Source organism: Saliphagus sp. GCM10025334, assembly GCF_042663485.1.
Lineage (GTDB): Archaea > Halobacteriota > Halobacteria > Halobacteriales > Natrialbaceae > Natronosalvus.
In genome coordinates, this window is the sequence record NZ_JBHTAF010000007.1 from 125,637 (window position 1) to 144,467 (window position 18,831).

Sequence of the window (18,831 nt, forward strand, 5' to 3'; positions counted from 1 at the left end):
GATCTTCGAAAGTGATCCGCTATCTTGATTTGTTCAGTTGTTGCTTTTTCCCACGATGGACGATAGTCTCATAATCTGCTGACGGTTCTGTCGATCATTCAGTCTCAGATGGACTCCAGGGATGTGATCTCGTGAAGTACACGAACTACTACGAGGTCTCCGTCAGCTAATCGACGTATTGTGATTCCCACTCTCGCCTTTCCTCAATTGCTTGCTCTCCGGATTCCGTGATCGCGTAGTAATTCGTCCTTCGGTCTAGCTGCCCCTTTTCGACTAACTCCTTGTTGACTATCGTATCGAGGTTGGGATACAGCCGTCCATGGTTGATGTCGATGCTGTAGTACTGCTCCACTTCTTCTTTGACATCCTGTCCAGACGGTTGATCGGCACCCGCAATGACGTATAGGAGGTCTCGTTGGAACCCTGTGAGGTCGTCCATCTCAAGGGACAGTCCAACACGTGGTATGTTTGTTATACCCGTCGTATGGGTTGTTAGGAAAACTAATCGCCTTTCTCAGTAAGTGTTTGGCGGGCTTAACCGTACATCTCTCTGAGAGACGTACCGAAACCCCCGAGTCACCGGCCTACACGCCATGACCTCCTCTAAGGGTTCGAGTATGGCTACTCTGGGAGCGAGAAAACAGCGTCAATCGATATTCAGAACGAATATGCGCTAACACATCTGTCGATAATAGCTCCAACTTTTGTTACATCACTCTGCTAATCCGAATGGGCGGGTGGCCTGTGTTGTTCACTACCGCGTCAATACGACCGTAGCGCTCGTCCGTCGTCTCAACGAGCGCTGCCAAGTCATCAGGGTTGGTCATCGAGCCTTTAAACCCGTCTCCTCCGAGCTCGTTCGCAACCTCAACAGCACCTCATAATCATGATAACAGAACTGGCGTGTATCCAGCTTCATTCACTCGCCGAGCACACGCCTCTCCGATACCGCTTCCCGCTGCTGTCACTACTGCGATTTTCTTATCGGCCATACGACTACTACCGTGGCCGCGTTCAGAAAAACTCTCAGCACGCACCGCTACGAGTTTCTCTCATCTTCGATCCAGCACGCTTCAGAAAAATTGCAAATTATTGATGGAACTGACAGTGTTACGTCCTCATCACACATAACGGATAGTTTGATCTTAGCAATGAAATTCGGAATTGGACCTGAGTAGTATCGTTTGCCAGGTTCTCTTTCAGGACCCATTAGCGATCATCCATCTGTAGGTTTCGTTCCATTGCGACCCCGACTCTAATCCGTCTCTTCTCACTACAATAATATTGCGTACTACTACCGTAGTTGCCAGAACGTTTTGTCGCCGTTAACCCACATATCGAACTCGAACACCCAGTACAGCGGACTCAAGTCCTCTTCAATCTGGTATGCGACCTTTCCACGACGGGTTTCACCATCTTCTATCGGACTCGATTCGTCGAATTCTTGGTCCAGTTCCGTAGCTGCAGTCCAATCCTCTTGATAGCTATAGCCCTTCTCGTCTTTTACCAACATCTGGAGTAGTGTCGAAACACGCTGCTCCTCCCCTGTTTCGTTTGTGATTGAAATATCGATTACAGCGTATTCGTTGCCCGGGTCAGGCTCAGCGAATCGACCAAGGCTGTCCTCGAATTCGACGCTGTTGACTGATACCTCCGTCCCTCCGTATTCGATCGTCTGGCCGATGTCGGAGATCTCGATCTGGAGATCTTGCTCAAGGGTGTGAACATTGGTCTCCGACTCGAGATCGACATGAACCTGGTTGCCACCACCGGAGACCGAGACATCAAAATCAAATTGGAGTTCAAGTCCGCTTGCGTCTACCGGAGCCTCGAAGACAATTACGCCACGTTCGACTTCTCCAGGGGCGAACGGACCATCGTTGAATGTCGGCTTTTCACCTCCAACAAAGGTCTTGTTGTACGAATAATCCTCACTGTCATGGAGACTGGTCTGTAGTAGGTTCGATATCTCGGGGAACTCATCAGAGACATTCTTCACTGCCAGTGAAACGACAACGAATTCGTTCCCTTCGTCAGCCTCGAAAAAACTGCCCAGTTCTGTTTGATGGGTTACGTCCTCAACGACTAGGTGTATCTGATCGCCATCGACCAGTGCACCAATCACCACCTCCACATCTTCCGCTTCGGTTTCCCCGGCTGTATCGCCGTTGTTATCGTCGTTCTCATTCTCATTACTATTTCCGGCATCATCGCCATCAACTGGGCTCGGTTCCTTCTCGTCTTCGTTTGAAGTACAACCTGCGAGGATCGTTCCATACGCTGTTACACCAATTGCCAGTAGTTTTCGTCGTTTCATAATATTGTCTAGAATAGTGTCGTATAAAGCAAATTAGAAAGAGCGAGAACCAGCTGCCCTATATGTGTCTCGATATGTGATTACGCGGTAGTGTTGTTCGACAGCGTGAGGCTCGAGGAGCCGAGGTCGCGCACGCCGTTGATCAGCCGACTGTTGCGCATGGAGATATTGCGACTCTGATCGTAGAGGCAGGCCGCTTCACGGCCGCTGTACGACTCGGCGTCGATGTCCAGGTAGGTCGACCCGGAACCGAGTTCGACGACGGGGAATTGGCTCGCGCGAAGGGTGCTCATCCAGACCGTCAGGTCGTTGGCGGACGACGTGATCGCGTTTCGCTTGGCACCGCTCCGTGCAGACTGGGTGACCTCGATCGCGTTGAACCGGCAGTTGTCCCGCTCGACGCGGATGCTGTCACGGAATCCGGAAGCGTCGCCTGCCTCGCCGGTGATCGTGAGGTATTCGGCGAGCACGCGGTCGGTCGCGTTCGTGTTGCGGATCCACAGCGGGTAGCCGCCGGCCGTCTCGTGGTTGATCTTCGTTTCGACGATGGTGATCTCGCCGGCGTTGGGTGAGACAACGATGCCGTGATTGACGTCGTTGCCCTGCATGTCAATGTGGATGCGCTCGATTCGAGCGCTCTCACAGCTGCCCATCGTCGAGATCGCGTGACTGGTCGGCATCGGTGAGGTGATGTTGACGGCCGCTCCTTTGATACGCAGGTTCTGGCCGTTCTCGATTCGAATCCCGCGCTGGGTCACGTCTTCCGGGCGGGTGTCGTCGACGGTGACCGTCGGCCAGTTGATCTCACTACCGTTGCCACCGACACGGATGTTCGCGCCGTTACTGTTCCGGTAGGTGCCGCCGCTGACGATGATCTTGCCCGTGCCGCCGGCGGCGTAGAGACCGTTGTCCGGGAAGGCGCCGAGCGTACAGTGTTTGAACTCGAGGGTGCCGGCGTTCTGGTTGGCCAGGATACCGGTCGGACCGCGCCAGCGCTCGCCGGCCGTCGGGGTGTTGTCGATCCACTCGCCGCCATCGGCTGCGCGGAAGCGCTCGACGATGCCGTAGCCGCTCGAACTGGTGACGTTGAACAGGCCTGGTCCCCACGTCCCGCTGTCGTGCTGGCCCTCGATGTTGATGTCGCGCACCTCGAGGCGATCGGAGACGTGCGCTTCGATGACGCGAATCCCGGTGTCGGGGGCCGTCTGGTCGACGTCGAATCCCTCGAAACGCAGGCGACGCCCTGGTCTGTAGCCGACGCCGAGACGGAAGAGCCGGTACTTCGGCCCCTCGAAGTTGTAGTGGTTCGCGGGGACGAGCGTCGCGTCGTTGCCGATGAAGGCGACGTTGTCGAAGCCGGTAAACCGGAGCTGGCTGTCCATCGCGTAGCGCCCAGGTGGGAAGTAAAACAGCGTATTGTCGTTCCGAATGTTCCTGAGAACGGGAGTGATCGATTTGTTTCCAGTGTTGTCGGCGCCGGCCTCGACGACGTTGACGACGTGGCGGTACTCGCCGTCGTACTTCGTGTACGAGCCCGAGGCCGCGGCGGTCGAAGAGAGACCGAGCGCAGAGATACCCGCAATGGCCGCGCCTTTCACGAACGTCCGCCTCGAGGACTGGCAGGAAGTACAGCTGCTCAGTTTCTCGTTGGCGTGTTCAGTGCTGGTAGAAGAGTTAGAATCGTTTTCAGTACCGTTCATTAGTTCATTCATGAATTATACAAATACCTACACACGGTATCGAAAAAGCCAGAATAGCTAGCCTTGGAGCAGTGCGATACGTTGCCAATGGCTAGAATAGCAAAACCGATCTGATGAGACTGATTCTGCTGTAAGACAAGTTCGCAAGAAGATTCGCTATCCAGCACGGGGTTAGTCTTTGTCAGGGGGTGAGATCATTCCATGGCAGTTGCAGTACTCCTCAGGCTCGAGTACGCGGAAAGACCGATATCATAGGAAATTGGTGATCTTGGACTCAGCCCTTTACTCCGACTATGTTGTATAGTGGCCTATGACCTTGATACTCGGTCAAACCAATCCAACCCAGCGGATGGATGAACTTGTGCAACTTCCGGGTGGCAACTGGCTCCTTGTAATAGGTGTACTTGTGGTCGCATGGTATGGTTCCAAACTCCTCACACGGTTTATCCGACCAAATGTCACTCGACACTTCCGACGACGAAGTGTCACAGATATCGTTCTTCGACTTCTTCGCGCGGGAGCGATGGTCGCTGCCGTTCTTTTCGCTTTGGGGATGCTCGGCGTCGAGGTTACTGGTCTCTTCCTCTCTGTCACTGTCCTCTCCGCCCTTCTGGCAGTCATTTTAGCGCCTATCGCCACTGATTTTGTCGCCGGATTTCTGATTTTGGTCAATCGACCTTACGAGATCAACGATATGATTGAGATTGTAGACGAGGAGAACCGAGGCTATGTCGAAGACATTACACTCCGATATACGAGAATCTTAACGTTAGATAATACGTTCCTAGTCATTCCAAATTCAACAATCTACGACCGTGATGTGAAAAATTACTCCGCAAGTGATGAGCGAACGCGGGTTTCGATTGAATTCACGGTGACATATGAAGGAGATCTCGAAGAAGCGCAGCGACTCCTGGAGCGAGCTACTGAACGCATAAACGGTGTGATTAGCGGAGGGCCTGCGATTCGACTCGGTGGAACGAGATATCCCGCTGAACCTAGGGCGTTCATTACCGAATTCGGTGATCATGGAGTGCATATTGATCTTCGATTCTGGGTTGAAAAGCCGTATCTCCCTATCGAGATGCGATCAAAGGTTCACGAGAGTGTCTGGGAAGAACTTGATGATGCTAATGTCGAGATGGCGTATCCACACACTCATCTGATGTTTGACGAAACGAGTGGACGTGCACGCATCGCTGTCGAGCGGTCACAGAATACCGAGGCTGGGTTGCCCTCATCAGAACAAGGCACAGCTGATTAAGTCGAAGAACTCTCTCGCAGGAGTTCATCGGCATTGTCTGCCCCTTCTCGAACGCTCTGCGATTCCTCTCGAATCGCATCATATACCTGTTCCAGAACGCGTCGAGCGGCGTACGAATCAGTCTCCGGCCAGCGTATCCGGCCCGATCACGGGTGAGTCTCGTACAGGTCGGTACCCGACACTCGGTACACCTAGTCATCTGGCGACCCCTCGCTTCAGGAGCCCTATCGTCTCAGCGTCTGACGACGCTGGTGCTACGTTGCTTGGTCGCATGGATTACTGCGTGAGCTTCAGTCGAACCCCCCGCACCCTTCCCGGGGGTCAAAAAACCATCCCCAGCTGTTACTCTCCGGCGTTAATGGTTGGCTCTACTCTCGAGAACGGCAACGATATCGGACAGATCGAAGAGACGGAGGTCATCACGCTCGTCTGCAGCTTCCTCGACGGAGCGTTTGAACCCAGAGCGGCTGAACAAGGCGAATTCATACGTCGGCTCACCACCTCCGGTGGGCGTCCAATCGATGTACTCCACGTCGTCTTCGAGGTCCGCGAGCACGCCATAGCCGAGGGGGGTGTTGGTGAATTTCGCTTCGCCAGCGATCAGCGTTGACTTGTCAGTTGGTGCGACAACATCTATCTCCCGGCCCTTGTACCACCACTGGCTTGGTACCTGTGTGAGCTGGTAGTCTGCATAGAGCGCCGACACCGCCTGGTGACAGAGCGATTCGAACGTTTCGCTGACGAAGTCGGGCAATTCTGGTTCGATGAGATCAGCGTAGGCGTTCTCGCCGTAGAGTTCGTACTGCCCCCCGCGGCCGTAGAGATACCGGAAGTAAAACCGGAATACGGGATCTCGAATCTGGTACCGAGTCCGCTTGCTGCGCGCCGGGTCGGCGAGTGCCGGATGGTGTTTCTCGATGATCTGGAGCGTTTCCAGCCGGTCGAAGTAGTATGACGTGTTGGTGCTCTCAATGCCGGCTCCCTGAGCGATCTCGTTTCGACTGCGGTTCCCGCTGGCCATCGACTCCAGAACCGAAAAATACGTGTTCACTTCGTTGAGTTCCATCTGGAGGACGGTTTCAGGCTCGTCATGGAGTGGGCCATCCGGATCGCACAGCAGCCGCGTGATGTTCTCTCCGAGGCTCTGTGATGGATCGAGAGGGCTGAGATATCGGGGTGTGCCGCCGAAGATGCCATAGACGAACACCCGTTCTTCGGGATCGTACGTCGGCACGAACTCTTGGATGGAGCGAAACGGCAGCTGGGTGAGTTCGAGGCGGCCATTCGGTGTCTGGGACACCCGACCGTAGAGTGGCGCACCGCCATTGAGGACGTGGGTATGAATCATGCCGATTGCAGAGCCTGTGAGTACGAGCGTTGCCTGGCTCTCGTCGACAGCTGTATCCCACAGGTGTTGAATGACCGACGGAAGCCCCTCGTTTGATTCGATAAGGTACGGGAATTCGTCGATGACGATGATGGCGTCTCTGTCGGTGAGGTACGTTAAGAGCGGTTCCCATTCCTCTTTGACGGCCGTGATGTCTGGATAGGTCGTCGCTGCTGCCTCGACGAATCGCCTGAGCTGTGTCGTCGCTGTTCCTTGGACTGCTTGATAGTACACGGCATCGTCTCGGTCGGCAATCGATTGGCGGACGAGTTCGCTCTTGCCAATCTGCCGGCGCCCATAGATGATTGCGAGTTCTGCAGCGTCACTCTCATAGAGGGTCTGCAACCGATCGAGTTCATCGATACGATTGACGAACTGGTCCATACCTCCAGTCGTTGTGGGAGGGACATATGTGCTCCGAAGTTAGGAACCAGACTATAATAGTCCAAACTATAATATCCTGGTCCCTAATACGGCGGGTCAACCATTCGATCCTTTACTACTAAGACTGTGATAGACATCCCGAATGTCCCGTCAGTCGTCCCGTGATCGGATTTTGCTGGCCCGCTGTTCAAGCCGGCGGAGGATCTGGACACGCTGCTGATTCGCGTTCTCGTAGGCGACGCACGCCCGCAGCGTCTCCATGTCGTGAATCGTCGCGATACCAGTGTTGATGAATCGAGTGTTTGGCGGTTCGAGACGCTGTTCCGGTGTGAGACTACCTGATTCGATGGATAGGTCTGACGAGTCACTCGCTTCTGTTCGCCTTCGCTCTCTGGAGGCGACGATAAACTGCTCTAATTACGAGCTCCTTCCTTGATTAGTTTCCACCGCTTCTACTCGTTGTAGATATTCAACTGAGAGGCGAGAATAGCCGCATAATTACTCGAATGGTTCATCGAGCAGTGCGATTCCCCGTTCAACCACGGCGTCAGTAATGAACAGGCTTGTCTCTGTCTGGAGTGCCCGCATCAGCTCAGCTGCTTTCGATTTGGTGAGTTCCCCACGAGTGTATGCGAGAACAATGACACCGATTGAGCCATGCACCTCGACATTGACATCCTCAGCGGCGTCTCTTGCAGCGAGGTCGTCAGTCAAAAGTACAGCCGAGTGCTTAGACGCGACTGCAAGAGCGGCAGTCTCGCCGGGGTCTAAATCATCGGTGCGTTCAGTTACCTCTGCCTCGACGAGTTCGTACTAATGGTACTGAGTGCCGCCGGAACTGTACCTACCTTGAGTTCGTCGTATACAGTTTGCGGGATGAGGAGCTTATCGACTACCGAGAGCAAGTCAAGGGCATCAATTTCGTCGAGATGGATGAGTGGGCCTGTATCAGCGACCGCAACAATCACGCACTTAGTCCCCACCGAACATCGTCTTCGACTGCCTGCAGTTCGCGTTCCGCACGCTTGACGCGGTCACGTCCAACGAGTTCGATCGCCGTTTCTCGATCGATCTCGTCGTTCACGTACTGTGAGAGGATGAGGTCTATCCAGAGGTCTTCGACGCCGCGTTCCAACGCCTGTTCGAGGATCTCCGACTTGGGGATGCCTCGCGCTTCGGCGATTTCTTGCACCCGTTCAGTGAGATCCACAGCCATGTCTACACAATTGCACTGCGATGACTTAAACATCTGTGGATGGTTTAAACGGAATCTTCGTCAATACGGGCGGTAGTTCGCGTCAGTATCGACCTCGTCGTACATACGGTCGAGCATGTCGAGTGCTGACTGGAAGTGCGCGTAGTGCTCGTTTGCGAACGCTACGGTTTCTTTGAGGGAGATGACGGACCGTCCGTCGACCATCTCGGCCTCGATCTGTGCTCGTGGCTTGAGGACCACCTGTATCGAACCATCGAGGTCGTCGGCTGGCTGGCGCTCTTTCGCAGCCGGGATTCCGAACCGATCGAAGAACGCCGTCCAGGCGTCAAGATCGGTCTCGTGGATTGCGATGAACAGCGGATAGTCCTCGGGGTCGCGAGCGACCTGGTAGCCACCGCGAGTCCAGACATAGACCGCGTCGATGGCGGTGAAGGCGTAGTCCATGCCGGCGAACTGTGGGAGGACGTACGCCTCCGAAATCGATGGTGGTGAGGTGTCGGCTGCTGCGATTAGGAACTCGAGACCGGCGTCTCGGATTGACTGATCGACAAGCTGGAGACCATCATTGTATACGACGTATCCCGCCTCCTCGAGACGATTCACGGCGCGCCGAAGCGTCTCCCGGTTCTCGTCGATCTTCCGCGCGACGTCGGATATGGAATCACTCGGTTCGAGCGCGAGGATGACCTTGAGTTCCTTCTCACCGCATACTTCGTACATCCTATGATTGCACAAATCTGTGTAACACTCAAATAAATTACTATTTATGCGGGTCTGCTGGCTGGATCTGGCGAGCGTCTTCGGCGAGGTCGTGGATGTACTCGCGGAGGATTTCCATGTCCTCACGGGTGTCTTCGAGCGTTTTCGCTTTCACCTTGGCCGTGATCTGGTCCTCATCCCTCGTTCCGGTTCCACGCTTGAGCTTCACGGTGAGGGAGACACCAACGTCGCTCCGTTCGATGTACTCCACTGGTGCCTGTCGATCACTGTTCTCCATCGATTCAGTTTTCGTGTGAGACTGCGGGTTGTGTTCTGACATGGATTGCTCTCTGGTTGTTAGTTGACGGACGGTGCGACTGGATTATCCGATGTTTCGCGAAGGACAGTGTCGATCTCACGTTCGGTGACTCGCCAGCAGCCGTCGGACCCTGTGCACTCCAGCTGGCTCACGACTTCGGTCTTGAAGGACATGTACTCCGGCCAGTGCCACCTCCTCATCGTCGGTGTAATCGAGCAGAAGGGCGAGTACGAGTTGGGCTGGACCACTGCCGGCGTATCCCCAGCTGAATCCGGAGGGGCTGTGGTTCATCACCCCGAGACTCCGCTCTGGCGTGAGCTGTTCTTGGCTGGGGCGTTTCTCGACGATGGCGCGGCCTCGACGACGGTAGCCAAGATAGACGACGTCGACGTCATCTGAGGCGTCTCTCTGTACGTGCGGATGTGAGTCGGTCATTCCACTCATCGGTCTGTTCGTGAGATGCGCGTTCGAGCACCCCCGCCCCCTCTCGGGGGCAATGAACACTACCGACTCGGAACCGTACTTGGATTTTAGCTGTGATTGAGGGCGCTAAGCCCCCTTCCTCAGCGAGCGAAGCGAGCAGGGAGGGGATACAGCGCCCGCACGTTTTATTTTCACTCCCAGCAGCATCCTTACTACCCATACGGTTGAAGGGGGTAGTAAGATGCTCACTACGCTTCCGGCGTTGTTCAAACGCGACAAGAAGCGTGCAACGGCGGTTGTGGCTGAGTGTCGAACCGGTAGGAGTGGGACACTCCGAACCGCCCGTAAAGGGAAGTCGCCTGCGGAGTCTGGAACCGCTGTGGGGCCTGTTCCTGCAAGTTCCGACACAGAAACAGGAAGTTCCGTCCTCAACAAGCGAGGACCGGGTAGGCCCGAGCGCAGTAGGGCGGAGTAGTTCACAGCGAGTCCATCATCGACCGAAGCATCCCCGTAGGCAGAATGGGTTACGGTGGGAGGTGACGGTCGTATATATTCCGCCGATGCCCGACTGCCTCGACGATGAGGACATCCTCTTCTCGGCCCCATGTGATGATCGCTCGGTAGTCGCCAGCGCGAAGGTTGTAGTATGGATACCCACTGAGCTTTTCGAGGCGGTGGGAGGTCCAGTCTTTTGCCTCGTCGAGTTTCTTCACTAGCCGCTCTTGGGCTTCGGTGTCGAGTCCTTCCAACAAATCGAGTGCTTTCGGTGTCCACTCAACCTCAGTCATCGATACCCAGCCGGTCCTTCACTTCGGCCTGCGACACCACCTCGCCCTGTTCGCGCTGCTTGCGGCTCTCAGCCAGATGCTCTAGCGCTTCCTCGGATAGCTGCGTTGGCGGGTTGACGGCATCCCGAAGTGCGTCGCGGATGAACTCGGATTTGTTTGCATACCCCCGCTCCTCCCAAACTTCGTCGACCTTTGCCAGCAGCGACTGTGGTACCCGGACGTTGATCTTTTCCATTTCACCGCCACCGGCGTCGCTGTCAGTGCTCATATGCTGTGATACGTCTGTATCACGTAAGTACCTTCGGTTGGATACGCGGACTGTGGTTGACGAGTTGGAGGCTGCGCTCGAGGGAGACCCGCCGATGATCCGAGAGGTTTAGGACGACGGTGTTGTCGTCAACACGAAAGCCGACGTATGCGACCGGCTCTCGGTAGTTTTGAGCGGGCTGTGCTGACTGTACTCCTTCCGAGGGTGTTGGTGGTGCGATCGTGTTCATCGATGGTTTGCGGGAGGGCTGATGACCCGTACCCCTTTCGGGGGTTCAAAAAACAGGACGGAGGATCCAGTCCGATGAAGTACCTCGGTGACAAGCCCCGAGGCACTCGCCCTGCTTTATCTGTAGACGTGCTCGAATTCGGCCACCACACCCAGCGCGAGATCGATATCCTCAGTCTGGTCTTTCAACCCCTGAACCGTCATCGCAGATCCACCGAGGAGATACACTGTCACGGACTCTGACAGCCAGCTATCGAACTCCTCGAGGAACTCTTTGATCGCCTCACCACCCTTGAATACCGTCATACTACACCGTACTGGTCTTTGAGCGCCAAAAATTCTGATTCACTTGGAAGGACGACAGGGATCTCGTCCGAGTCCTTGACCTCTCCCTGCAGCCCCTGGTACATCGCAGCGACCGTGAATTCCAGATCGTACCACATTGCAGTGTCTGTGAGCGTCTCTTGGTCGATGTCCAACGCCTCGATCAACAGCATCGCATAGCTAACCCGGCGGGAGCCGCTATCGAGGACGAGCGTGTGACACATCACTTCGCCCGGCGTGAGTTCCTCGTTGGGTGCATACCAGAACGCAGGCTCACCTGCAAGGAAGAACTGCAGCCCGTACTCCTCGAATCGACCGAGCCCGGTCACCTGCCAATCAGGTGCGTCTATGAGCGCGTCTGTATCCTCGGTGGTCTGCACGCGGACGAGTGTTCGTTTCGGGTCGCACCACTCGACCGTCGCACTCGGCGCGATCTCCCGGGCTCGCGACCGGTGCTCGTGGGTCGCGACGGCCTGAGCGAACGCCAGCAGCGGCGCGAGGTCCTCACTCACCGCGTACTCGGGGCCGGACGGGGACAGCATTGCTCGATGTTTGAGTGGCGACAACGCGTTATGGACGCCTTGCCGGCTCATTCCGAGCCGTTCTGCTATATTCGTGACGCGACGCGGTTCGTCGAGATACCAGCACACCCGAAGGGTGGCTGGCGAGAGAAGGTCAACCCAGTCCACATGGCCGAGTTCCGATCGCAGCGCTCGATACGCTTCAGTGACCGGATGGTCAGCGAGATGGACTCGCCGCTGGTTTTTCCGACCACGAGTCTCGACGAGGAGCCCTGCTGCGAGCAACTCATCGAGTACGTCGTAGAGATGGGTCTGTGAATATCCGGTTTCCATCGCGAGCACTTCCGGAGTTGCTTCTCGGCCGGTGCTGAGTGCGTCAATGACAGCAAGTCCGGCCTTCGTAATCATCTATGTAATTATAGAACCGGACTACATAAATATGTTTCTGGATTTTACTTGACTATCCGGTTTCGACAGCGACCTCTCCGAGTGCGTTCTTCAGAGACCCGTGGAATGCCACGTGGCTCGTTTGAAGGCTTCCTCAGTCGGTCCGTCCCATCGAGGGAGCCGTTGTGAGCGCTTACTTTGACGGCCCACTGGCTGGTCTAGCCGTCGTCATATCGTCAGAGCGCACTCCCGACGTCCGAGTCTAGAAGAATTTGTTCCCATCGGTAGCGACCGTCCGTCTTTCCACGACTGTCCCGTTAACCGCATTCACTGCGACGATCGTTGCGTTCTGATTCGTAGGGAGATACATTGTTACACTCGTCTGCCCACTATCTATCGTCGTCGAGTCGAACGTACTCCCGCTTTCGGCGATCACGACGAGTTGCGTGACGCCATTCGTCGTGGTTGCTGCCGGCGTCAACGTCACCGTCGTCTCGACACTCTTGCTGGCCCAGGGCTCGGTCACCGAGAGTTGCTCGAACACTGTCGACTCGGTCGTCTCTATCGTGACTGTGGGGCTGAGCGTCAGACAGCCGCTCCCAACAACCAGCCCAAGCAGGGCTATCGTCGCAACGACGCGGTGGCGTGAGGGAGTGTCAGTCATTACTTGTCCTCTTCGGTGCCCGAGTGCTTGAGCGTTGCATTGCTAAGCGTCCAAGCAGCCCGTCTTCTCGATCAGGAAATGTTCCCTCCATCCGGGGGTGGAGCGGGGTATAGAGGGCTGCAGTACCTACTAGTAGTGATGTCCGAATCAGAAGCGACCCACTGGGAGTACGAGACGCTTCGCCCGCCGCGCGGTGAGACCAAAAAAGAATCAGAGGATCCGAAAGCAGAGTTGAATCAACTCGGTGCAGAGGGCTGGGAGTTTATGGAGACGATCGACTATGAGGGAGGCGGCACCAAGTACCTCGTTTTCAAGCGACCTGCCCAATCGAGTGAGTCAGTATGACTGATGAGACCGACATCAGCACGGCCAACACGATGCGTGAGCGCTCGGGCGAGAGTCGGATAAAACTCTGGGTGCTGCTGCGCGCGAACCGCCTTCTCGTTTCCCTCGTCCTGACCAGTGCCGTATTTGTCGTATTCGTGATCGCCGTCGCTGTCCTCTATCCACCGTTTTCACGGCAAATCGAGTCCGGCGACATGATCGACACGATGTTCTCGACGATGATCACGGTCATCGTGACTGGGACGACACTCGTCGTCACGATCGGTCAGCTCGTCCTCTCCCAGGAGAACGGCCCGCTTGGCGATCAACGCGAGCGGATGGCCAGTTCAATGGATTTCCGGGATTTCACTGAAGAATTAATTGGGTCTCCGAGTCCTGCCGATCCATCCGAGTTCCTCCGACAGATCATCGGAGTCACGGCACAACGGACTACGGCTCTTCGAGATTCTATTGGCAAGAATGATGACGAGAACCTCCGAGAAGAGGTCGATGAATTTGCTGAAAGCGTCACTGGGAACGCTGACACGGTACGTGACCAACTTGAGGGTGCGCAGTTCGGCTCGTTCGACGTGTTATTTGCCGCACTGAATTTCAATTACAGCTGGAAAATCTTCCAAGTTGAACGTCTCGCGAACGAATACGAAGAGAGCCTCGGTGAGGAAGAACACAGCTTGCTTGACGATCTCAAAACAGCGCTGTCACTGTTTGGACCAGCACGCGAGCACATCAAGACGCTGTACTTCCAGTGGGCACTCATCAACTTGTCTCAGCTAATTCTCTATGCTGCAGTCCCGGCATTGGCTATTGCGGGTATCATGATCGCAATCGTTGATGCGGGGACGTTCCCGGGAAACACGCTCGGTTTCGATCACATCGTCCTTGTCGTCGGCGGTGCGTTTGCAGTGACGCTCGTTCCATTCATGCTGTTCGTCTCGTATGTCCTTCGTATCGTCACCATAGCGAAACGGACACTTGCTATCGAGCCGTTGATCCTCCGTGATTCACAACGCTAAGGCGGTACAGCTCCGCTTGGCGCCCGTCTGGGGTTTTTGATCTATTGTTACGTCCTAATTTCGAATACCAGAACCGACTCAACTGAGGATGAGCGGCCCCATTGGAGGGTCTGATTGGCGAGCGTCGCGAACCGCAAGATGGACGAATAAACCAGAGAATTGGTAGGTTTGAGGTGGCAAAGGCGGTACTGGCGACCCGAGGATAATCCCACCCTCGAGGAAGGTCGTCGCATCGACTGCCCTCTGCTGGGTCAATCCCTTCGACGGCTCGAGCGTTTCGTACTCCCACTGAGTGGAAATGGACTTCCGGATCAGTCGCTCCAGTTTAACCCTCACGCCCGGGAGTTGTGCGAACACGGTGCCGAGGAGGAGCTGATCGAATGGAACGGTAAAGGTAGCCCGCAGTCGCCATTACTCGAACGATGTTATACTGGCTGGGAAACCCTTCCATGGAGCTATGTGAAAGGGGGACGAACAATTCGGTTAACCCGTTTTTGAGAGATCTCGATCTGTTGACTACGCGCTTTGAGTGCAGCAGAGTAGTATGAACAACTCGAATTCTGTCAGGAATAGCGTGCGAGATCCAGCGGATGAGTTCAGCACGACGACTCTGGGTATTTCGCAGTCTCTAATCAGAACAGCTGTCAGAATCGGTGGAATCTTTATGTGTTTGCACTCCCTCTTGAGTCGGAGTGAATGACCTGATTACCGAATACGCCGACTACGACTCATTTGCTCGTGCGTGGCATTCAGATACCCTCACTGACTACGATATCTCTCTCGGAGAAGCCCGGGAACGGGGGCTTCTCAACGAACAGAAAACCCGGCAACTATGGCAATTGTTGGGGCTTCTTGGCACCGACGAGCTTTTTATTCAACTTCCAGATTGGTTGGCCGACGAGAAGGTTGGAGTCGCGGACAGAACCACACCCACGATGTTCGTTGGACGCATCTCCAGAGAGACCGAGGACGCAATTCTCTTCAAAGAGTCCGCAGCGGCTCGACCACTGATGGGACTCGCACACAGAATCCATTCACTCGAGAAGGGTATTGAAAATACAGAGGTCGATACTGACCGACATGAGCGGTCAGAGAATCGTCTTCGAGACCATTACCAACAGTTTGGCAACCGAGATGACCTTCCCACCCTCTCTGACGAGTGGCTTCCAAAAAGCCAACTCATAACGGCTGTTCAGCGGTGTGAGTGAACAAAACACCAGCCTTTATCAGCAGAATTGACGGTTGTAATCGCGACTTTTCAGAAATGACCGTACGTCACCAGACCGGTGTTGATCAGGCCGATATATCGCATTCCTCTGGGACTGTTGTGCGAGATATGCGCCCTGTATCTCGCAGAGTCACAACGAACTGCCGAAATGCTATCAGAAGTTGTGTGTGAGGTATAGAGGATAAGTTTAGCACAACGACTTTGTTTGTTTCACATCGAAGCCAACGATCCAGCCGTTCAGTAGATCTGCGAACTGGCTGCTGAGATCTCCAGTAGATCTCTTACTCGTAATAGACTTGCAACTTATCTTCGTCGATGTGCACCTCATACTCAGTGATCGTGAACGAAATCGATATGGCGTTCTCGTCGGTAACGAGTGCATCAAGCGCTTCCGGATCAACAAAATCACATAGAGTACCGCCTATTTCGTCTGAGAGGTTAACTGGCCGTACGTCTTCCAGGGATGCAAGCGCATCGATGACGGCTATGCTCGGCTCCATATTCGACCAATCATATCGCCGCTGAACCGACTCAGTCGATGTCATAGTATCCACGTCTCAGCGTAGGGTTGGACTCGGTTATACTTGGCGTGGGAGTCATCATGATGAATTTGCTCGTAGCCGCTATTAGCGACTTCTACACCGTTCCGGTATGCGCTTTGTAGGGCGTGTTGAGCGCTAGTGCTACCTCTGCCTTGGAGGTAGGCGGATCAATAGCCATTCTCTGGCCAGAATATGGACCACAACGAGGAAAGTAGCATGGCATGGTACACAACGGTTAGCGGAATAACGATCATCCAATCACCCGTACTGAGCGATCACCGGCTTCCGTAAATTAGTTCTCACCACACGTCACAGTCACGCCCGAGTTCAGCACACACTAGATGAACTACTCGACTCTTGTCAGAAACGAGATGACTGACTCCGAGGATGTGTCTCTCATGGAGAACTCGTTGATTCCGTCACGCTAGCGCTGAACTGACCGATAAGTAGGCGTGCGAATCTTTCAGGTAATGAAAAGTCACTTATCCATCACAATAGGAGTTTTGCGCATGAAACGACGTTCCCTCCTATCCACCGCTCTTGGGAGCAGTATTGTCATATCTGGTTGTCTCGGTGTCGGCGGGGAACAGAGTGGAGAAGGGACGATTGTCGAAATCATCCCGAGTAACAATACTGATCAACAAATTTCCCTCGAAATAGCCGTCTATGCGACGGATGACTCCCTGTTACTCGACCACTCGTACTCGTTGCCGGCAGGACATTCTGACGAATCACGGGGTGTCGAAGATCGCGTTGACCACCTTGTCGTCTCGCTAAATGGCGAAGACGAGATAAGACACGAGTATGACCCCGACGTAGACATTTGCTCACGCGATGGGGAAGACGTTCAAATAATAATCGAATCAGAAGGCATCACATTCCCTTACTCATGTTAACTCCAACTCTGTATCGAATATCAGGAAATTGTTACTTAGGCTGGCTCGGACAGAATGATTAGGGGGTGGAACAACCATAACCGTCCAGCAACCCTTCTACTAGGACATCACACATGGATATATCTGAGATCCTCTCCCCAAAATTCACGGAGTTCGACATCGGCACACCGCTCTCGAAGGTCGCCGGGGCGTTCGAGAATCAGGAACTTGATGCCGTCATCGTAACAGACGGCGACGAGTATCGCGGTGTCGTTAGCCGCCGACAGCTGGCATCGTCGTCCAACCAGCCGTCTGCGAAGGTTAGCTCACAGGCACAGCACGTCCCAACTGTCGAGCGCACCGAGGATGTCCGCGAGGTCGCGCGGCTCATGATCGGTAGCGGCGCCAAAACACTCCCCGTACTCGATGACGATCGTGTTGTCGGTGTGGTGACCGGCGATGCGGTCCTCGAGGCTGTCCGTCCGTTTCTCGCCGCAGTGACCGTCGACGATGCCTACACAACGGAGTTGATCAGTGCGGCCCCTGAAACCTCGATCGGAAAAGCGCTCAATATGCTTCGGGACGCTGGGATCGCCCATCTCCCAGTCGTCGACGGGGACGACCTCGTGGGACTGCTGAGCCTGTACGACGTCATCGAGTTCACGACGCGAGGCGGCAACAAGAGCCAAGGTGGTTCGTCGAGCGGCTTCGGTGGCCGCGGCGGTGGCGGGCAGAACCGTGGTGGATTCGGCGCACGCGAGGGCGACGCCGACCGGATGCTCGATCTCCCGGTACGGAACCTGATGTCCGACGCAGTCGTGACAGTAGAGCGGAACGCACCGCTCGACGGGGTGGTCGAGACGATGTTCGAGCGAGGAATCTCCTCACTCGTCGTCACGGCCGACGACACCGACGAGCCGATCGGTATCATCACGAAAACGGACGTCATCAAGGCGCTCACCTGGGAGCGCGATGACCGGAACGCCGTGCAGGTGTTCGGGCTCGACCTGCTGGAGGAGATGGACTACGACGACGTCTCCGCGCTGATCGAGCGCATGACCTCGAAGTACGGTGAGATGAGCGTGATCAAGGCCAGCATCGAACTGCAGGAGCACAAGGAACAGAGCCGGGGTGTGCCGCTAGTGCTGGCACGGATTCGACTGGTCACCGACCGCGGCTACTTCACTGCCGATGGGGAGGGGTACGGTGCTTCCCACGCCCTCCGTCTCGCAGCGAACGCTGTCGAACGTCAACTCCTCAAGGGGAAAACCTACGGCCAGTCGAAGAAGCATCCCGACACTGACGAGCAGGCACAGCTCTATGGCTGGTGGCTTGGCGGGTAATCGGATCGATGTCTCCAATGATGGTAGTCGGTTCCGAGTGGCGCTACCCACTCGTCTCTCGTCTCTTGTCCCTTGTGCAGACGGACGAACATTGGTCGAGTTCGTCCAGTTAGGACGACACGGCTAAACGCGTGCATCCAGCAGTCGTCAGGTCGCTCGTGACGGTGGTTTGCGACATCAGGCCTCGAATGTGTCGTCGTATCGTTCGTAGGTGATGGTCAGTCGTCCTGGCGTTTGAGGCTTCGCTGCGTCTCGAAGCGCCTGGAACTCTCGCAGGAGTTCATCGGCATTGTCTGCCCCTTCTCGAACGCTCTGCGATTCCTCTCGAATCGCATCATATACCCGTTCCAGAACGCGTCGAACGGCGTACGAATCAGTCTCCGGCCAGCGTATCCGGCCCACTCGGCGGGTTCGTCGAATGGATTCTGTGTTGGCAGTTCCACGACGTAGACTTGCATGATCCGATCACGGACGTTCGACTTGTCTGTTCTGGGATTCGGTTCGACTCGTTGGACGAATCGAGTTGACTCCGTGTTGACATCGATACTCCCCGGCGCGTGTGCGCCGGTGCCCCTTACTGGCGCAACAACAACGAT

General features: G+C 55.3%; 20 protein-coding genes and 4 pseudogenes. 6 read left to right on the top strand and 18 right to left on the bottom strand.

The window, feature by feature from the left end; all coding sequences use genetic code 11:
- Window positions 1-166: 166 nt before the first annotated feature.
- From ACFQO4_RS19685 to ACFQO4_RS19700, 4 genes and pseudogenes are all read right to left on the bottom strand, one after another.
- Window positions 167-439 (bottom strand): PadR family transcriptional regulator, encoded by a 273-nt coding sequence (locus tag ACFQO4_RS19685; RefSeq protein ID WP_312912717.1) that lies wholly within the window; start codon window positions 437-439, stop codon window positions 167-169.
- 295 nt (window positions 440-734) lie between these two features.
- A pseudogene (locus ACFQO4_RS19690) lies at window positions 735-992 on the bottom strand (SDR family NAD(P)-dependent oxidoreductase); the annotation flags it as partial.
- Window positions 993-1,294: 302 nt separating this feature from the next.
- A complete protein-coding gene (locus ACFQO4_RS19695; RefSeq protein WP_312912716.1) occupies window positions 1,295-2,317 on the bottom strand; it encodes a DUF4352 domain-containing protein in 1,023 nt (340 codons plus the stop codon).
- An 80-nt stretch (window positions 2,318-2,397) separates the two neighbouring features.
- Complete coding sequence (locus ACFQO4_RS19700; RefSeq protein WP_312912715.1) at window positions 2,398-4,029, bottom strand: pectate lyase family protein; 1,632 nt, start codon at window positions 4,027-4,029, stop codon at window positions 2,398-2,400.
- Between the two features lie 298 nt (window positions 4,030-4,327).
- Between ACFQO4_RS19700 and ACFQO4_RS19705 the strand changes: the two genes are divergently transcribed.
- Window positions 4,328-5,281 carry a mechanosensitive ion channel family protein gene (locus tag ACFQO4_RS19705; protein WP_312912714.1) on the top strand — a complete coding sequence of 318 codons (954 nt, stop codon included), beginning with the start codon at window positions 4,328-4,330 and terminating at the stop codon, window positions 5,279-5,281.
- 355 nt (window positions 5,282-5,636) lie between these two features.
- Here ACFQO4_RS19705 and ACFQO4_RS19710 read toward each other — a convergent pair whose 3' ends face one another.
- The 12 genes and pseudogenes from ACFQO4_RS19710 to ACFQO4_RS19765 form a co-directional block, all read right to left on the bottom strand.
- Window positions 5,637-7,052, bottom strand: coding sequence for an ATP-binding protein (locus ACFQO4_RS19710; protein WP_312912713.1), 1,416 nt, complete (start codon window positions 7,050-7,052; stop codon window positions 5,637-5,639).
- Between the two features lie 150 nt (window positions 7,053-7,202).
- Window positions 7,203-7,400 (bottom strand): DUF8129 domain-containing protein, encoded by a 198-nt coding sequence (locus ACFQO4_RS19715; protein ID WP_312912867.1) that lies wholly within the window; start codon window positions 7,398-7,400, stop codon window positions 7,203-7,205.
- Window positions 7,401-7,550: 150 nt separating this feature from the next.
- A pseudogene (locus ACFQO4_RS19720) lies at window positions 7,551-8,020 on the bottom strand (PIN domain-containing protein).
- Window positions 8,017-8,268: a ribbon-helix-helix protein, CopG family gene (locus ACFQO4_RS19725; protein WP_312912712.1), complete on the bottom strand. Its 252-nt coding sequence runs from the start codon at window positions 8,266-8,268 to the stop codon at window positions 8,017-8,019. Before ACFQO4_RS19725 ends, ACFQO4_RS19720 begins: the two are co-directional and overlap by 4 nt.
- A gap of 60 nt (window positions 8,269-8,328) precedes the next feature.
- Window positions 8,329-8,988 carry a helix-turn-helix domain-containing protein gene (locus tag ACFQO4_RS19730; protein ID WP_312912711.1) on the bottom strand — a complete coding sequence of 220 codons (660 nt, stop codon included), beginning with the start codon at window positions 8,986-8,988 and terminating at the stop codon, window positions 8,329-8,331.
- A 40-nt stretch (window positions 8,989-9,028) separates the two neighbouring features.
- The gene (locus ACFQO4_RS19735; RefSeq protein ID WP_312912710.1) at window positions 9,029-9,307 is read right to left on the bottom strand and encodes a DUF7389 domain-containing protein; all 279 of its coding nucleotides are present in this window, start codon (window positions 9,305-9,307) and stop codon (window positions 9,029-9,031) included.
- Between the two features lie 17 nt (window positions 9,308-9,324).
- Window positions 9,325-9,730, bottom strand: a pseudogene (locus ACFQO4_RS19740) (DUF6166 domain-containing protein).
- 503 nt (window positions 9,731-10,233) lie between these two features.
- Window positions 10,234-10,497, bottom strand: coding sequence for a type II toxin-antitoxin system RelE family toxin (locus ACFQO4_RS19745; protein ID WP_312912709.1), 264 nt, complete (start codon window positions 10,495-10,497; stop codon window positions 10,234-10,236).
- Entirely contained in the window at window positions 10,490-10,765 is a 276-nt protein-coding gene (locus ACFQO4_RS19750) for a ribbon-helix-helix domain-containing protein (protein ID WP_312912708.1), read from the bottom strand. The genes ACFQO4_RS19745 and ACFQO4_RS19750 overlap by 8 nt, the downstream gene beginning before the upstream one ends.
- Window positions 10,766-11,113: 348 nt before the next feature.
- A pseudogene (locus tag ACFQO4_RS19755) lies at window positions 11,114-11,299 on the bottom strand (hypothetical protein); the annotation flags it as partial.
- Entirely contained in the window at window positions 11,296-12,246 is a 951-nt protein-coding gene (locus ACFQO4_RS19760; protein ID WP_500262486.1) for a MarR family transcriptional regulator, read from the bottom strand. The gene ACFQO4_RS19760 and the pseudogene ACFQO4_RS19755, both read right to left, overlap by 4 nt.
- A gap of 241 nt (window positions 12,247-12,487) precedes the next feature.
- The gene (locus tag ACFQO4_RS19765; RefSeq protein ID WP_312912706.1) at window positions 12,488-12,889 is read right to left on the bottom strand and encodes a hypothetical protein; all 402 of its coding nucleotides are present in this window, start codon (window positions 12,887-12,889) and stop codon (window positions 12,488-12,490) included.
- Between the two features lie 138 nt (window positions 12,890-13,027).
- Here ACFQO4_RS19765 and sp36 point away from each other — a divergent pair, with 138 nt between their 5' ends.
- The 3 genes from sp36 (at window position 13,028) to ACFQO4_RS19780 (ending at window position 15,455) form a co-directional block, all read left to right on the top strand.
- Entirely contained in the window at window positions 13,028-13,234 is a 207-nt protein-coding gene (gene sp36, locus ACFQO4_RS19770) for a Sp36 family protein (protein ID WP_312912705.1), read from the top strand.
- Window positions 13,231-14,247, top strand: a complete 1,017-nt coding sequence (locus tag ACFQO4_RS19775; RefSeq protein WP_312912704.1) for a DUF7972 family membrane protein — start codon at window positions 13,231-13,233, stop codon at window positions 14,245-14,247. Before sp36 ends, ACFQO4_RS19775 begins: the two co-directional genes overlap by 4 nt.
- A 692-nt stretch (window positions 14,248-14,939) precedes the next feature.
- Complete coding sequence (locus ACFQO4_RS19780) at window positions 14,940-15,455, top strand: hypothetical protein (protein ID WP_312912703.1); 516 nt, start codon at window positions 14,940-14,942, stop codon at window positions 15,453-15,455.
- 301 nt (window positions 15,456-15,756) lie between these two features.
- Here ACFQO4_RS19780 and ACFQO4_RS19785 read toward each other — a convergent pair whose 3' ends face one another.
- Window positions 15,757-16,020 carry a HalOD1 output domain-containing protein gene (locus tag ACFQO4_RS19785; RefSeq protein ID WP_312912702.1) on the bottom strand — a complete coding sequence of 88 codons (264 nt, stop codon included), beginning with the start codon at window positions 16,018-16,020 and terminating at the stop codon, window positions 15,757-15,759.
- Window positions 16,021-16,526: 506 nt separating this feature from the next.
- Here ACFQO4_RS19785 and ACFQO4_RS19790 point away from each other — a divergent pair.
- Together ACFQO4_RS19790 and ACFQO4_RS19795 are read left to right on the top strand one after the other, a co-directional pair.
- Window positions 16,527-16,913: a hypothetical protein gene (locus ACFQO4_RS19790; protein ID WP_312912701.1), complete on the top strand. Its 387-nt coding sequence runs from the start codon at window positions 16,527-16,529 to the stop codon at window positions 16,911-16,913.
- A 113-nt stretch (window positions 16,914-17,026) separates the two neighbouring features.
- Window positions 17,027-18,235, top strand: coding sequence for a CBS domain-containing protein (locus ACFQO4_RS19795; RefSeq protein ID WP_500262487.1), 1,209 nt, complete (start codon window positions 17,027-17,029; stop codon window positions 18,233-18,235).
- 177 nt (window positions 18,236-18,412) lie between these two features.
- On the opposite strand, the gene ACFQO4_RS19800 is transcribed toward ACFQO4_RS19795, so the two are convergent.
- Window positions 18,413-18,637 carry a hypothetical protein gene (locus tag ACFQO4_RS19800; protein WP_312912699.1) on the bottom strand — a complete coding sequence of 75 codons (225 nt, stop codon included), beginning with the start codon at window positions 18,635-18,637 and terminating at the stop codon, window positions 18,413-18,415.
- Window positions 18,638-18,831 lie beyond the last annotated feature (194 nt).

What these genes read in the sequence shown, in the direction of transcription:
- ACFQO4_RS19710 (WP_312912713.1), bottom strand. Translation starts at nt 7,052, where the DNA reads ATGGACCAGTTCGTCAATCGTATCGATGAACTCGATCGGTTGCAGACC.
- ACFQO4_RS19735 (WP_312912710.1), bottom strand. Translation starts at nt 9,307, where the DNA reads ATGTCAGAACACAACCCGCAGTCTCACACGAAAACTGAATCGATGGAG.
- ACFQO4_RS19785 (WP_312912702.1), bottom strand. Translation starts at nt 16,020, where the DNA reads ATGACATCGACTGAGTCGGTTCAGCGGCGATATGATTGGTCGAATATG.
- ACFQO4_RS19795 (WP_500262487.1), top strand. Translation starts at nt 17,027, where the DNA reads ATGGATATATCTGAGATCCTCTCCCCAAAATTCACGGAGTTCGACATC.
- ACFQO4_RS19725 (WP_312912712.1), bottom strand. Translation starts at nt 8,268, where the DNA reads ATGGCTGTGGATCTCACTGAACGGGTGCAAGAAATCGCCGAAGCGCGA.
- ACFQO4_RS19765 (WP_312912706.1), bottom strand. Translation starts at nt 12,889, where the DNA reads ATGACTGACACTCCCTCACGCCACCGCGTCGTTGCGACGATAGCCCTG.
- ACFQO4_RS19705 (WP_312912714.1), top strand. Translation starts at nt 4,328, where the DNA reads ATGACCTTGATACTCGGTCAAACCAATCCAACCCAGCGGATGGATGAA.
- ACFQO4_RS19760 (WP_500262486.1), bottom strand. Translation starts at nt 12,246, where the DNA reads ATGATTACGAAGGCCGGACTTGCTGTCATTGACGCACTCAGCACCGGC.
- ACFQO4_RS19750 (WP_312912708.1), bottom strand. Translation starts at nt 10,765, where the DNA reads ATGAGCACTGACAGCGACGCCGGTGGCGGTGAAATGGAAAAGATCAAC.
- sp36 (WP_312912705.1), top strand. Translation starts at nt 13,028, where the DNA reads ATGTCCGAATCAGAAGCGACCCACTGGGAGTACGAGACGCTTCGCCCG.
- ACFQO4_RS19730 (WP_312912711.1), bottom strand. Translation starts at nt 8,988, where the DNA reads ATGTACGAAGTATGCGGTGAGAAGGAACTCAAGGTCATCCTCGCGCTC.
- ACFQO4_RS19745 (WP_312912709.1), bottom strand. Translation starts at nt 10,497, where the DNA reads ATGACTGAGGTTGAGTGGACACCGAAAGCACTCGATTTGTTGGAAGGA.
- ACFQO4_RS19790 (WP_312912701.1), top strand. Translation starts at nt 16,527, where the DNA reads ATGAAACGACGTTCCCTCCTATCCACCGCTCTTGGGAGCAGTATTGTC.
- ACFQO4_RS19775 (WP_312912704.1), top strand. Translation starts at nt 13,231, where the DNA reads ATGACTGATGAGACCGACATCAGCACGGCCAACACGATGCGTGAGCGC.
- ACFQO4_RS19695 (WP_312912716.1), bottom strand. Translation starts at nt 2,317, where the DNA reads ATGAAACGACGAAAACTACTGGCAATTGGTGTAACAGCGTATGGAACG.
- ACFQO4_RS19685 (WP_312912717.1), bottom strand. Translation starts at nt 439, where the DNA reads ATGGACGACCTCACAGGGTTCCAACGAGACCTCCTATACGTCATTGCG.
- ACFQO4_RS19700 (WP_312912715.1), bottom strand. Translation starts at nt 4,029, where the DNA reads ATGAATGAACTAATGAACGGTACTGAAAACGATTCTAACTCTTCTACC.